The 12859-nt window shown below is 68.9% G+C and carries 12 protein-coding genes; 4 read left to right on the plus strand and 8 right to left on the minus strand.

Annotated elements, in window-relative coordinates; all coding sequences use genetic code 11:
* Nucleotides 1–66: 66 nt before the first annotated feature.
* A complete protein-coding gene (locus tag AB7878_RS14445) occupies nucleotides 67–843 on the minus strand; it encodes an IclR family transcriptional regulator (RefSeq protein ID WP_369495025.1) in 777 nt (258 codons plus the stop codon).
* A gap of 179 nt (nucleotides 844–1022) precedes the next feature.
* On the opposite strand from AB7878_RS14445, the gene fucP reads away from it, so the two are divergent.
* Both fucP and AB7878_RS14455 read left to right on the plus strand, forming a co-directional pair.
* Nucleotides 1023–2327: an L-fucose:H+ symporter permease gene (fucP, locus tag AB7878_RS14450; protein ID WP_369495026.1), complete on the plus strand. Its 1305-nt coding sequence runs from the start codon at nucleotides 1023–1025 to the stop codon at nucleotides 2325–2327.
* Nucleotides 2327–2710, plus strand: a complete 384-nt coding sequence (locus AB7878_RS14455) for an L-rhamnose mutarotase (protein ID WP_369495027.1) — start codon at nucleotides 2327–2329, stop codon at nucleotides 2708–2710. The genes fucP and AB7878_RS14455 overlap by 1 nt, the downstream gene beginning before the upstream one ends.
* Before the next feature lie 73 nt (nucleotides 2711–2783).
* Here the strand turns inward: AB7878_RS14455 and AB7878_RS14460 are convergent, their stop codons facing one another.
* From AB7878_RS14460 to AB7878_RS14485, 6 genes are read right to left on the minus strand one after another with little or no spacing between them, the layout of a single operon-like run.
* Nucleotides 2784–4193 (minus strand): alpha-L-fucosidase, encoded by a 1410-nt coding sequence (locus AB7878_RS14460; RefSeq protein WP_369495028.1) that lies wholly within the window; start codon nucleotides 4191–4193, stop codon nucleotides 2784–2786.
* Nucleotides 4194–4209: 16 nt separating this feature from the next.
* Nucleotides 4210–5544: an L-fuconate dehydratase gene (locus AB7878_RS14465; protein ID WP_369495029.1), complete on the minus strand. Its 1335-nt coding sequence runs from the start codon at nucleotides 5542–5544 to the stop codon at nucleotides 4210–4212.
* Nucleotides 5541–6401: a fumarylacetoacetate hydrolase family protein gene (locus AB7878_RS14470; RefSeq protein WP_369495030.1), complete on the minus strand. Its 861-nt coding sequence runs from the start codon at nucleotides 6399–6401 to the stop codon at nucleotides 5541–5543. The genes AB7878_RS14465 and AB7878_RS14470 overlap by 4 nt, the downstream gene beginning before the upstream one ends.
* Nucleotides 6402–6426: 25 nt before the next feature.
* A complete protein-coding gene (locus tag AB7878_RS14475; RefSeq protein ID WP_369495031.1) occupies nucleotides 6427–7173 on the minus strand; it encodes an SDR family oxidoreductase in 747 nt (248 codons plus the stop codon).
* A gap of 28 nt (nucleotides 7174–7201) precedes the next feature.
* Nucleotides 7202–8077 carry an amidohydrolase family protein gene (locus tag AB7878_RS14480; protein ID WP_369495032.1) on the minus strand — a complete coding sequence of 292 codons (876 nt, stop codon included), beginning with the start codon at nucleotides 8075–8077 and terminating at the stop codon, nucleotides 7202–7204.
* Nucleotides 8074–9114: an aldo/keto reductase gene (locus AB7878_RS14485; RefSeq protein ID WP_369495033.1), complete on the minus strand. Its 1041-nt coding sequence runs from the start codon at nucleotides 9112–9114 to the stop codon at nucleotides 8074–8076. Before AB7878_RS14485 ends, AB7878_RS14480 begins: the two co-directional genes overlap by 4 nt.
* Nucleotides 9115–9380: 266 nt before the next feature.
* Between AB7878_RS14485 and AB7878_RS14490 the strand changes: the two genes are divergently transcribed.
* Nucleotides 9381–11636: a family 20 glycosylhydrolase gene (locus AB7878_RS14490; protein ID WP_369495034.1), complete on the plus strand. Its 2256-nt coding sequence runs from the start codon at nucleotides 9381–9383 to the stop codon at nucleotides 11634–11636.
* Nucleotides 11637–11731: 95 nt separating this feature from the next.
* Nucleotides 11732–12220: a GNAT family N-acetyltransferase gene (locus AB7878_RS14495; protein ID WP_369495035.1), complete on the plus strand. Its 489-nt coding sequence runs from the start codon at nucleotides 11732–11734 to the stop codon at nucleotides 12218–12220.
* 3 nt (nucleotides 12221–12223) lie between these two features.
* Here the strand turns inward: AB7878_RS14495 and AB7878_RS14500 are convergent, their stop codons facing one another.
* Nucleotides 12224–12859, minus strand: a complete 636-nt coding sequence (locus tag AB7878_RS14500) for a helix-turn-helix transcriptional regulator (protein WP_369495036.1) — start codon at nucleotides 12857–12859, stop codon at nucleotides 12224–12226.

Consider the following 12859-nt stretch of genomic DNA (forward strand, 5'->3'; position numbering starts at 1 on the left):
GCTGTAGGAGCGGCTTCAGCCGCGATTCCTCAGACGCCGGTCGCGGCTGAAGCCGCTCCTGCAGGTTTATCGCTTCTGCGTCGTCATGCCGTAGTGCAGGATGTCGGATATCTCGGCGGTGGCCTTGCACAGCGCCTCGACGGTGCGCTGGCGGGTCTGTGCCGAGGCGCGCTGCTCGATGAACGGCACGGTGAGCGCGCAGACGGCGTGGCCGTGGTGAAGCACCGGGGCGGAGAGGTCGGTGACTGCATCCACCACGTGGCTGCGCGCGCAGGCGTAGCCCTGGCTGCGCACCTGCGCCAGCTGGCGGACCAGTTTCTTGCGGTCGAGGTCGGGCTCCTGGGCGGCGATCAGGTCCAGCCAGTGCTCGCGCACCTGTTCGTCCTGGAAGGCCAGCAGCACGTGGCCCGAGGTGGCCAGGGACATCGGCCGGCGATGGCCGATGCGCACCACCAGGGCGATCTCGCCCGGCGGATCGGCGCGGGCGATCACCACGATCTGGTCGCGCGAAGGCACCACCAGGTGGCAGGCCTGCTCGGTGGTCTCGGCGAGCCGGTGCATCACCGGCAGGGCGGCCTCGATCGCGCTCTTCACCGGCGGCTGCTCCATCGCGAGGCGGAACAGTCGCGGCGTGATGCAGTAGCCGCCGTCGCCTTCGGCGCGGGCAAGGTAGTCGCGTTCCTCCAGCACCTGCAGCATGCGGAAGATCTCGCCGCGCGAGCGGCCCACGCCTTCGGAGATCTCCACGATGCTGAGCGGCTGGTGCGCGCTGGCCAGCAGTTCGAGGATGTCCAGGCCCTTGTCGAGCGCGGGCGCGCGGTATTTCGGTGCGGGTTTCGTCATGGTTCCCTAGCTTGCCGCATGCTGCGGGTGGTCGTCATGTGGAACACGGCATGTTGCGGCGCGTCTTGTTATGCTGGTGAATAACTGTTTCATATTTGCACGCCGGCGCGAATCCTGCGCGGCACGCATCGCCGGGCGCCAGCGCCACGCAACGGGAGAGAGGGGTGGATGTGCAAGTGATGACGGAGTCCCCGGCAACACCCGTTGCCACCGCGCCGCAAGGCGTCCGCCGCTGGCTGCCGCTGTTCCTGATCGTCGGCTTGTTCTTCCTGTGGGGCGGCGCGAACAACCTCAACGACGTGCTGATCGCGCAGTTCAAGCTGGCTTTCGTGCTGGACGACTTCCAGGCGGGCCTGGTGCAGAGCGCGTTCTACCTCGGCTATTTCCTGGTGGCGATGCCGGCGGCGATGTTCATGCGCCGCTACGGCTACAAGGAGGCAGTGGTGCTGGGCCTGGTGCTGTACGGCGCGGGCGCGCTGCTGTTCTGGCCGGCGGCGCAGCTGCGCACTTACGGGCTGTTCCTGTTCGCGCTGTTCGTGATCGCCACCGGGCTGGCCTTCCTGGAAACCTCGGCGAACCCGCTGATGACCGTGCTGGGACCGCGCGAGGGCGCGGCGCGGCGACTCAACTTCGCACAGGCATTCAACCCGCTGGGCTCGATCGCCGGCGTGCTGATCGGCAAGCATTTCATCCTCGCGGGCGCGGAGCACACGCCCGCGCAACTGGCCGCGATGAGCGCCGCCGAGCGCGATGCGTACTTCACCACGGCGACGCATGCGGTGCAGTGGCCGTACCTGTGCATCGGCCTGGTGGTGCTGGCCTGGGCCGTGCTGGTGCTGGTGATGCGCTTTCCCGCGGTGGCCGCGCCGCACGTGTTGACCACGCGCGCCACCGGGCGCGACGGCGCGCTGGCGCGGCTGCTGCGCGACCGCGGCTTCACCAGCGCGATGGCGGCGCAGTTCTTCTACGTGGGTGCGCAGGTCGGGGTGTGGAGCTACACCATCCGCTACGTGCAATCGAGCATGCCCGGCACCTCGGCGCACGCGGCGGCGAGCTTCATCCTCGCCGCACTGGCGTGCTTCATGGCGGGTCGCTTTGTCGGCACGGCGCTGATGAAATTCCTCGCGCCGGTGCGCCTGCTGCTGGCGTTCGCCGCGATCAACGTGGTGCTCACGCTGTACGCGCTGCTGCAGCCGGGCTTCAGCGGCGCGGTCGCGCTGGTGGCTTGCAGCTTCTTCATGTCGGTGATGTACCCGACCATCTTCGCGCTGGGCGTGGAGGGCATGGACGACGACGAGCGCAAGCTCGGTTCGGCCCTGCTGGTGATGACCATCATCGGCGGCGCGGTGCTCACCGCGGCGATGGGGGCGGTGTCCGATGTCGCCGGCATTGCGCGTGCGCTCGCCGTGCCGGCGCTGAGTTTCGCGGTGGTGGCGTGGTTCGCGTGGCGGCAACTGAAGCATGCACGCGCGGAGGAACGTTGATGCCGCGGCTCTACTACGCGCTCGACCTGCGCGACGACGCGGCGGCGATCGCCGAGTACGAAAACTGGCACCGGCCCGGCGTGGTCTGGCCGGAGATCGTCGCCTCGATCCGCAACGCCGGCATCGAGGAGATGGAGATCTTCCGCAGCGGCAACCGGCTGGTGATGGTGATGCAGGTGCCCGACGGCTACGACGCCGCCGGCAAGCAGACCGCCGATGCAGCCGACCCGCGCGTGCATGAGTGGGAGCAGTTGATGGATCGCTATCAGCAGCGTCTGCCGTGGGCGAAGCCGGGCGAGAAATGGGTGGCGATGCGCGGAATTTTTTCGCTGAAGGACGCGCTGACCGCCTGCGATGCGGCGGAGCAGGGCGAACACCGATAGCAGTGCAGTGTCACGGCGGGGCCGGATCGATCGCCCGGTCACCGGCGTCCGTCGGTGACCGGGGCAACTGCCCTCAGCTCTTGGTCGTGACGACCAGCACGGTGTCGACCGGGTCCAGCGGTTTGGCCGGCAACTGCACGTCGAGTTGCGTGCCGTGCTGGGTGAACTTGAGCGGCGTGTGCTGCGGGTCGGCCAGCAGATAGGCGCCGGTGGCGTGGAGGTTCGCGTCGGCAACGTGGAACGATGCGCCGGGCCACTCGAACAGGTGGACGTAGATCTTGCCGGGCCGGCGGGTGGCACGCCAATCCCAGGCAGGCACCCACACGGGCTTGCCGTTGGAATCTTTCTGCGTGGCCGAGTAGCTGCCATGTGGATCGGCGAACGGCGTGGGGCCGGTACCGTAGATCGATTCGCCGTTGACCTTGAGCCACTGGCCGATGGCCTGCAGGCGTTCGGCCTCGGCAGCAGGGATCACGCCGTGCGCGTCGGGTCCCACGTTGAGCAGGTAGTTGCCGCCCTTGCTGGCGATGTCGACCAGGTTGTGCAGCAGCACGGTGGTCGACTTGAAGTCGGTGTCGCCCGACTTGTAGCCCCAGGTGTCGTTGATCGTCATGCAGGTTTCCCAGTCCTTGCCGGGAAAGCCCTGCGGCGGGATGCGCTGCTCGGGCGTCTCGGTGTCGCCCGGATAGCCGCCGCCCAGCCGGTTGTTCCAGATCAGCTGCGGATACTGGTCGAGCAGCTTCACGATTTCCGAGGCGAGTTGCGGCGTCATCTCGCGGGTGGGTGTGTCGAACCACAGCACCGCGGGGTGGTACTTCGTCAGCAGTTCCTTGATCTGCGGGATCGCCTTGGTGTGCAGGTAGGTGGCGAAGTCGCCGTCCTGCGCCTTGTCCCAGTGGCCGCCGATCGCGGCGCCGCCGGGCGCGGTCCAGTCCTGATCCTGCGAGTAGTACACGCCGAACTTGATGCCTTGCCGCTTCGCCTCGTCGGCCAGTTCGCGCAAAGGGTCGCGCTTGAACGGCGTGGCGTCGACGATGTTGAACGCGTTCGCCTTGGAGTCGAACATCGCGAAGCCGTCGTGGTGCTTGGCGGTGATCACGATGTACTTCATGCCCGCGGCCCTGGCCAGCGAGACCCAGGTGTGCGCGTCGAACTGCGCAGGGTCGAAGCGCGCGGGCAGCTGCCTGTACTCGGCCACCGGGATGCGTGCGTCGTGCATGATCCATTCGCCCGCACCATCCACCGGCTTGCCGTGCCACACGCCTGCCGGCACCGAATACACGCCCCAGTGGATGAACATGCCGTAGCGCGCCGCGCGCCACCACGCCATGCGTGCGTCGCGCTGCGCCGGTGTTTCGGTGTCCTGGATCGCCGGGACCGGATGCATGCCGGTGTCCGTGGGAGTCGCGGCGTGCGCCATGGCGCAGGCGGAGGCGAGCGCGCAGGCGAGGGCGGATTTCACGAAGCGGTACGGCATCTTCATCAGTGACTCCGGCTTTTCAGGATTGCCACGCCGCGCCATGCGGGAAGGCGTAATCGCGCAGTGAGCTTTCCTTCATCTCCGCGGAAAAACCCGGCGCCATGGGTGCGATGTAGCGGCCTTCGCGTATCACCACCGGGTCGATGAAGTGTTCGTGCAGGTGGTCGACGAACTCGATCGCGCGGTCTTCCTTCCGGCCGGTGATCGCCACGAAGTCGGCCATCGCCAGGTGCTGCACCAGTTCGCACAGCCCTACGCCGCCGGCGTGCGGAAACACGCGCACGCCGAACTTCGCGGCCAGCAGCAGGATCGCCAGGTTCTCGTTGACGCCGCCCACGCGGGCCGCGTCGATCTGCACCAGGTCGACCGAACCGGCCTGGAACAGCTGTTTGAACATCACCCGGTTGTGGGTGTGCTCGCCGGTGGAGACCGGCATGGGTGCGACGGCGCGGCGGATCGCCGCGTGGCCGAGGATGTCGTCGGGGCTGGTCGGCTCCTCGATCCAGGCGATGTCGAAGGCGGTGAGCTGGTTGAGCCAGACGATCGCGTCGGGGACGTCCCAGCGCTGGTTCGCGTCGATCGCGATGGCGATGTCGGGACCGACGGTTTCGCGCGCGAGGCGGCAGCGACGCACGTCGTCCGTCGCGTTCAGGCCCACCTTGAGCTTGATCGTGCGGAAGCCGTCGGCGACCGCTTCGCGCGCCAGCCGCTGCATCTTCTCGTCGCTGTAGCCCAGCCAGCCGGGCGAGGTGGTGTAGGCGGGGTAGCCTTCGGCCAGCAGTTGCTCGATGCGTTGCTGCCGGTGCGGCACGGCGGCGCGCAGCAGGGTCAGCGCTTCTTCCGGCGTGAGCGCGTCGCTGAGATAACGGAAGTCGATCGCGGCGACGATCTCCTCCGGGGACAGCTCGGCGATGTAGCGCCACAGCGGCTTGCCCTTGATGCGCGCGGCGAGGTCCCAGGCGGCGTTGACCACCGCGCCGATCGCCATGTGCATCACGCCCTTCTCGGGGCCTAGCCAGCGTAGCTGCGAGTCGCCGGTGAGACGTTTCGCGAAGCCGCCGAGGTCGTTGACGACCGCTTCGACGGAGAGGCCGACGACATGCTCGGCCAGCGCATCCAGCGCCGCCTTCTGCACGTCGTTGCCGCGGCCGATGGTGAACACGAAGCCGTAGCCCGCCAGCCCGGGCTGGTCGGTGCGCAGGGTGACGCAGGCGGCCGAGTAGTCCGGGTCGGGATTCATCGCGTCCGAGCCGTCCAGCTCGCGCGAGGTGGGAAAGCGCACGTCCAGTGTGTCCAGCGCCACGATGCGCGCGGCGCCTATGTTGGCGGGCGTAGTGTCGATGGCGCTGTTCATGGCTGCCCCGCGTCTGCGTAGGCGACGGTGCGCTGGCGTTGCCGGCCGAGGCCGGCGATGCCGAGTTCCATCACGTCGCCGGGGCGCAGGTAGACCGGCGGCTTCTGGCCCAGGCCCACGCCGGGCGGCGTGCCGGTGCTGATGATGTCGCCCGGCTGCAGGCTCATGTAGCGACTGATGTAGCTCACCAGCTCGGCCACGCCGAAGATCATGTTCGCCGTGCTGCTGTGTTGGTAGCGGTGGCCGTTGACCTCCAGCCACAACGCGAGGTCCTGCGGGTCGGCCACCTCGTCGGCGGTGAGCAGCCAGGGGCCGATCGGACCGAAGGTGTCGCAGCCCTTGCCCTTCGTCCACTGGCCGCCGTGTTCGAGCTGGAACGCGCGCTCGGAAAGGTCGTTCACCACCAGGTAGCCGGCGACGTGATTCAACGCATCCTCGACGCGAACGTGGCGCGCGGTGTCGCCGATCACCACGCCCAGTTCCACTTCCCAGTCGGTCTTGACTGAATCCTTCGGGATGATCACGTCATCGTTCGGCCCCATGATCGCGCTGGTGGCCTTCATGAACAGGATCGGCTGCTCGGGTATCGCCGCGCCGGTCTCGGCGGCGTGGTCGCTGTAGTTGAGGCCCACGCAGATCATCTTGCCCACGTGCGCCACCGGTGCGCCGTAACGCGGCGTGCCGGCGACCTCCGGCAGGCTGGCGGGATCGAGCGCCGCGAGGCGCGTGCGGCCGGCGCGCACGAGTGCGCCGGCGTCGATGTCGCCAACGTGGGCGGAGAGGTCGCGCAGCGTGCCCTGCGCGTCGATCAGGCCGGGCCGCTCCTGGCCGGGGGCGCCGTAACGGACGAGTTTCATGGTGGTGTGCTCGGTTGAACGCGTTTCAGTTGGACCAGCCGCCGTCCACGACGTGGACGGTGCCGGTGGTGAAGGAGGATTCGTCGGCGGCGAGATACAGCGCCAGCGCGGCGATTTCCTCCGGCGTGCCGAGGCGACCCATCGGCTGGCGGTCGGTGAAGCTCTTCCACACGGCTTCCTCGTCGCCGCCCAGCGCGCGCACGCGCTGGCCCAGCGAGGGCGTCTTCACCGTACCGGGACAGATCGCGTTGCAGCGCACGCCGCGCGCCACGAAGTCGGCGGCGATCCCGCGGGTGAGGCCGATCACCGCGGCCTTGGTCGTGCCGTAGGCGAAGCGGTTCGGCACGCCCTTGATGCTCGACGCCACCGAGGACATGTTGATGATGCTGCCGCGGCCGCGCTCCAGCATCGCCGGCAGCACCGCGCGGCACAGCCAGTACATGCTGTCCACGTTGATGCGGAACGAGCGTTGCCAGGCGTCGTCGTCGGTGTCGAGGATGGTGCCGGCGTGAACGTAGCCCGCGCAGTTGAACAGCACGTCGAATGGCGCATTGCCGTCGACCAGCGCGCGAATGTCCGCGGCGCGGGTGACGTCCAGTCGCTGCGTGCTGATCGAGGCGTGTTCCTGCGCGAGGCTGGCCAGCGCCGCGGCGTCGATGTCGGTGGCCAGCACCGTGGCGCCTTCGCGGGCGAAGGCGAGCGCGGTGGCGCGGCCGATGCCGGCGCCGGCCGCGGTGACGAGAGCATGCTTGCCTTGCAGTCGGCCATTCATGCGCGTGGCCTCTGGGCGGGTGAGTGGTTCATGGGATGGCTCCAGCGGAAGCGGGGAAGTCGGGTGCGCGGCGCGGCCGGTAGAACGCCAGCGCGTTGCGGCTGAAGATGCGGTCCAGCGCGTGGGGGGCATGCCGTTGCGCGAGCGCGCGGGCGAGTTCCAGCCAGTGCGCATAGCTGCCGCGCAGCGTGAGCACCGGCCAGTCGCTGCCCCAGATCAGCCGCGCGGGGCCGAAGCAGGCAAACAGGTGGTCGACGTACGGATCGAGCGTGCCGGTCGGCATGCCGGGCGCGAGCTCGGTGAGCAGACCGGAGAACTTGCAGCTGACCTTGGGCAAGGCGGCCAGCTCGCGGATCGGCGCGGCCCAGTCGTCGTAGCGGCCGTGCGCGATGTCCGGCTTGCCGGCGTGGTCGAGCACCACGCGCAGCTCGCGTTCGCGCCGCAGTCGCCGCTGCAGCGCCGGCAGTTGCGGTGGCCGCACCAAGGCGTCGAAGGCGAGGTCCAGTCCCTGCAGGCAGTCGAAGGCCGCATCGAGCGCGGGACGTGCCAGCCAGTCGGGATCGGCGTGGTCCTGCGCCATCGGCCGCAGGCCGAGCAGCAGGCCGTCGCCGTCGCGCGCCAGCGCGCGGATGCGCGCGGCCGCGTCGGGCGCCTCGAAATCCACCCAGCCCACCACGCCGAGGATGCTGCGATCGGCGCGGGCCAGTTCGAACAGGTAGCGCGTTTCCGCCTCGCTCGCCGCCGCCTGCACCAGCACGCTGCCGGCCACGCCGGCGGCACTGCGCTGGGCCTGCAGATCAGGGGGAAGGAAGTCGCGTTGCAGCGATGCTGGCGCGTCGTGCAGCCACGTGTAGTCACCGCGATCCACGCGCCAGTAATGCTGGTGGGCGTCGACCAGGTTCATGGCGTGGCGGCGTTCGCGTCGAGTAGGCCGGCTTGGCGCAGTTCGTTCCACAGCGCAGGCGGCAAGGGCGCGTGCAGGCGCTGCGCGGCGCTGTCGACTTCCGCTGGCGAACGCAGGCCGCACACCACCGTGGCGACGGCGGGATGGGCCAGCGGAAATTGCAGCGCGGCCGCGCCGATGCTGGCGCCGAGCCGGCTGCAGATGTCGTAGAAACGCTGCGCGCGGGCACGGGTGGCGGCATCGGCGGGCGCGTAGTTGTACGTGGTGCCGGGCGCGTCGTCGGCGCCGAGCAGGCCGGAGTTGTAGGGGCCGGCCACCATGATCGCGACGTCCTGCTGCACGGCCAGCGCCATCAGCTGCGCGCTGTCGCGCTGCTCGAACAAGGTGTAGCGGCCGGCCAGCATGATGACGTCGAGTGGAAACTCCGGCATCACCTGCAGGCACACGTCCTGCTCGTTGACGCCCAGGCCGATCGCGCCGCAGATCCCCTGGCTGCGCAGCTCGGCCATCGTCGGCAGGGCCTCGTCCAGCGCCTGGCGCAGGATGGCCGAGTGGCGCGCGCCGTGGGTCGACGCGCCGATGTCGTGCAGCAGCAGGATCTCGACATGGTCGGTGGCCAGCCGGCGCAGGCTGGATTCCACCGAGCGCAGGATGCCGTCGCGGCTGTAGTCGAACACGGCTTGCCGCCCGCGTACCGCGAAGCCGTCGTCCGCCGTCGCACCGGCGTCGTCGACATCCAGCAGCAGTCGGCCGACCTTGGTCGACAGGCTGTAGTCGGCGCGGGAAATGCCTGCCAGCGCAGCGCCGAGGCGCGTCTCGCTGAGGCCGTAGCCGTAGTAGGGCGCCGTGTCGAAATGGCGGACGCCGAGTTGCCAGGCGTGCCGCACGGCCGCGATGGCATCGGCTTCCGCCACGCCGGCATACAGGTTGCCGATCGGTGCGCCGCCGAAGGACAGCTGCGGCAGCCGGCGCAGCACCGCCTGTCGTGGCGTTTCCGCGGCGCGAAGCGGCCCCTTGTCTGCGCTGGCATGCGTCATTTCTTCATCCTGCGCTGCGTGATGCCATCGGGCGCGTGCCGCCGGTCAGCCGGCGGAATCGGGGCTGCGGGTTCGCGCGCGGCGTTGCGAGCTCAGCCTTGCGTGTTAGTGTGCACCTATGAAACGATGATTTACAAGTGAGTAAATGTCGTTGCCATGGACTGCAGGCAACGGCCAGCCGCCGGGCTGTCCCGGTTTCCGATCGTCGTCATGCGCCGGATGCGTCATGGCCATCGGCTCCGTCCGACCGACGAGGGGATGCATTGATGTCGAAGATGCTTGCGCGATGCCTGCTGGGCCTGTCCGCGTTGCTGCCGGTGCTTGCCACGGCGGCCGGCGTGGCGATCATTCCGCAGCCGCAACACCTGCAACCTGGGCAGGGCAGCTACTGGCTCGATGCGCATACCCGCGTGGCGGCGCCGAAGGATGCCCGCAGCCGCGAGATCGCCGCCTTCCTGCGCGCGGCGATCCGCGCCCAGACCGGCATCGCGGTGCAGGAGGGTGCCGCCGCGCACGGCATCGAACTGAAGCTCGATCCGGCCGTGCAGGGCGACGAAGCCTATCGGCTCGCGGTGACGCCGAAGCGCATCACGGTCAGCGCCTCGACCGACAAGGGGCTGTTCTGGGGCGTGCAGACGCTGCGCCAGCTGCTGCCGCTGGAACACGCCGCGCAGGTGACGGTTCCCGCGGTGACCATCGAGGACGCGCCGGCCTACGCCTGGCGTGGCGTGATGCTCGATGTCGCCCGGCATTTCTACCCGGTGAGCTTCATCGAGAAGCAGCTCGATCTGCTCAGCTACTACAAGATCAACACCTTCCATTGGCACCTCACCGACGACCAGGGTTGGCGCATCCAGATCAAGCGCTACCCGAAACTCACCAGCGTGGGCGCGTGGCGCACCGAGACGGACGGCACGCGCTACGGCGGTTTCTACACCCAGGCGCAGATCCGCGAAGTGGTGGACTACGCGCGCCAGCGCAACATCACCGTGATTCCCGAGATCGAGATGCCGGGGCACAGCGTGGCGGCGATCGCGGCCTATCCCGAGCTTTCGTGCAGCAAGCAGCCGGCGACCGTGCCCACCACCTGGGGCGTGTTCAAGAACATCGACTGCGTGGGCGACGAAGGCACCTTCACCTTCCTGCAGAACGTGCTGGACGAGGTGCTGCCGCTGTTCCCGTCGAAGTACGTGCACATCGGCGGCGACGAGGTGCCGAAGGACGACTGGCACGATTGCGCGTCCTGCCAGGAGCTGATGCACAAGCTGGGGCTGAAGGACGAGGAAGGCCTGCAGAGCTACTTCATCCAGCGCATCCAGAAGTACCTGGAGGGCAAGGGCAAGACCATGATCGGCTGGGACGAGATCCTCGAAGGCGGCGCCAGCAGGAACGCCGTCGTCGAGGTCTGGCGCGGCGACGACGAGGCGCGCAAGGCGCTCGAGAACGGCAATCGCGCGATCGTGGCCGGGCCGTTCTACCTCGACTCGCCGCTGCTCAAGCTCACCGTGCAGAACGTGTTTCGCACCGACATCACCGGCGCCGCACCGACGCTGTACACCGAGGCCAGGCCGCAGAATGCCGCCGTCATCGCGACGCACCGCGCGCAGATCCTGGGCGCCGAGGCGCCGCTGTGGAGCGAGCGCGCGAACCCGTACAACGCCGAGTCCAAGCTGTACCCGCGCGTGCTGGCCTTCGCCGAGAACCTGTGGCGCGGCAATGCGCACGACGACGCGGCCTGGGCGGACTTCCACCGGCGGCTGCAGGCGCAGTACCCGCGGCTGGACGCGTGGCACGTGGCCTACGGTCCGGAGGATCGCGCAGTGGTGCAGTACGCGATCACGGCGGATGCAAAGGGCGGCTGGCAGCTGCATGCGCAACGCGGCTTCGACGACCTGGTGAACCATTACACGCTGGACGGCAGCACGCCGACCGCGAAGTCGCCGTCGTTCACCGACACGGTGACCCTGCATCACGCCGGCACGCTGCAGGTGGTGCCGTTCCGCAAGGGGCTGCGCTACGACAATCCGACCAGCTTCACCCTGGTGGACAACCTCGCCACCGGCAAACCGCTCAGCCTCGCCCAGCCGCCTTCGCCGAAATACGCGCCCGCCAGCGCGCTGACGGACGGCGTGCTGGGCAGCGGCGACTTCCACGACGGACAGTGGTCGGGCTGGAACGACCACGACATCGACGCCAGCATCGACCTGCAGAAGTCCACGGCCATCCACTCGATCGCCGTGGATTTCCTGCAGGACACCGGCTCGCGCATCCTGCCGCCGCAACAGGTGAACTTCCAGGTCTCCGACGATGGGCAGCACTGGACCACGCTGCAGACCGGGCAGCCGAAAGCCGACGTGATGAGCGCGCGGCCGACGGAGTTCCACCTCGTGTTCAAGGCGAGCAAGCCGTTGAGCGCGCGCTATGTCCGCGTCACTGCGACCCGCTACGCCACGCTGCCCGCCGGTTTCCCCGACGGCGCCGCCAACACCTGGCTGTTCGCGGACGAGATCCTGGTGAAGTAGCCGCCGCGCGCCGCGCGATGGATCAGATGGATCCAAGCGCGCGGCGATCGCCTCCGGCAGACTGGTGCGAAACCGGCTGACGGAGGCGAGCGGGCATGTCGACAGCATCAGGCATCAGCATCGCGCCGGCCCGCTTTCCCGCGGACGGCGCGGTGGTGCGCGAGCTGTTCGCGGAATACGCGGACAGCCTCGGCATCGATCTCTCCTTCCAGGGCTTCGCGGCGGAACTGGCGCAACTGCCCGGCAAGTACGCACCGCCGCTGGGCGACATCCTGATCGCCCGCGACGCTGCAGGCATGGTGTTGGGTTGCGTGGCATTGCGGCCCACGGCGCTGCCGGGCACGGCCGAGATGAAACGCCTGTACCTGCGTCCCGCTGCGCGTGGTCAGGCGCTGGGGCGCCGGCTGGCGGAAGCGATCCTCGCGCGTGCCCGTGAGGCGGGCCATGCGCGCGTGGTGCTGGACACGCTGGCCAGCATGCATGCTGCGCGGCGGCTGTATGTGGAGCTGGGTTTCCAGCCGATGCCGCCTTACTACGACAACCCGTTGCCGGGCACGCTGTACATGGCGCTGGAACTGGGTTGAAGGTTACGCCGCTGCTGTCCAGCCACCGCGGAAGACCGCTGGCGTCATCCCATAGGTGCGGACGAATTCGCGATTGAGATGCGCCTGGTCATGGAAGCCTGAAGAGAGCGCAGCTTCCACCACGGGAACCTGGCGGCGCAGCAGTGTCTTGGCCTGCTGCAGGGCGAGCAGCATGTGGAAGTTGTGCAGGCTGCTGCCGGTCTCGCGGTGGAAGGCGCGAGACAGGTGACCCTCGGACACCGCGCAGTCTCGCGCGAGCGCGGCGACATCGGTGCGCAACGACGGGCGCTGCGCCAGCAGCGTGGCGGCTCGTGCAGCCAGCATGGTGGTTTCGCGGGCAGCCGCGCGGGACGCGGGCACGAAGCGCGAGACGAAGGCCCAGCCCTGCCGATCCAGCGGCTCGAAACGATGGACCACGCCGGCCGGCACGACCAGCGTGTCGCCGGCGGCCACGTCGCGACAGCCGTGGGGCAGACGCAGGCGCGCGCGACCGGCGAGCACATGCACGATCTCGTCGCCGGCGTGAAAGTGCGGGCGGAAACACCAGGCATGGCGTTTGCCCGCGATCGTTTCGACGGGAACGCCCGCCTCGCGACCAACCGCGAACGCGGTGCGGACGAGGGCAGGGCGTGCGCGCAT

Origin of the sequence: Rhodanobacter humi, assembly GCF_041107455.1 — a bacterium.
Lineage (GTDB): Bacteria > Pseudomonadota > Gammaproteobacteria > Xanthomonadales > Rhodanobacteraceae > Rhodanobacter_A.

Excerpts from the sequence above, each read along its gene's own strand:
- AB7878_RS14480 (WP_369495032.1), bottom strand. The coding sequence starts at position 8,077 with ATGAACCTGGTCGACGCCCACCAGCATTACTGGCGCGTGGATCGCGGT.
- AB7878_RS14485 (WP_369495033.1), bottom strand. The coding sequence starts at position 9,114 with ATGACGCATGCCAGCGCAGACAAGGGGCCGCTTCGCGCCGCGGAAACG.
- AB7878_RS14470 (WP_369495030.1), bottom strand. The coding sequence starts at position 6,401 with ATGAAACTCGTCCGTTACGGCGCCCCCGGCCAGGAGCGGCCCGGCCTG.
- AB7878_RS14475 (WP_369495031.1), bottom strand. The coding sequence starts at position 7,173 with ATGAATGGCCGACTGCAAGGCAAGCATGCTCTCGTCACCGCGGCCGGC.
- AB7878_RS14445 (WP_369495025.1), bottom strand. The coding sequence starts at position 843 with ATGACGAAACCCGCACCGAAATACCGCGCGCCCGCGCTCGACAAGGGC.
- AB7878_RS14500 (WP_369495036.1), bottom strand. The coding sequence starts at position 12,859 with ATGCGCGCACGCCCTGCCCTCGTCCGCACCGCGTTCGCGGTTGGTCGC.
- AB7878_RS14495 (WP_369495035.1), top strand. The coding sequence starts at position 11,732 with ATGTCGACAGCATCAGGCATCAGCATCGCGCCGGCCCGCTTTCCCGCG.
- AB7878_RS14460 (WP_369495028.1), bottom strand. The coding sequence starts at position 4,193 with ATGAAGATGCCGTACCGCTTCGTGAAATCCGCCCTCGCCTGCGCGCTC.
- AB7878_RS14490 (WP_369495034.1), top strand. The coding sequence starts at position 9,381 with ATGTCGAAGATGCTTGCGCGATGCCTGCTGGGCCTGTCCGCGTTGCTG.
- AB7878_RS14465 (WP_369495029.1), bottom strand. The coding sequence starts at position 5,544 with ATGAACAGCGCCATCGACACTACGCCCGCCAACATAGGCGCCGCGCGC.
- fucP (WP_369495026.1), top strand. The coding sequence starts at position 1,023 with ATGACGGAGTCCCCGGCAACACCCGTTGCCACCGCGCCGCAAGGCGTC.
- AB7878_RS14455 (WP_369495027.1), top strand. The coding sequence starts at position 2,327 with ATGCCGCGGCTCTACTACGCGCTCGACCTGCGCGACGACGCGGCGGCG.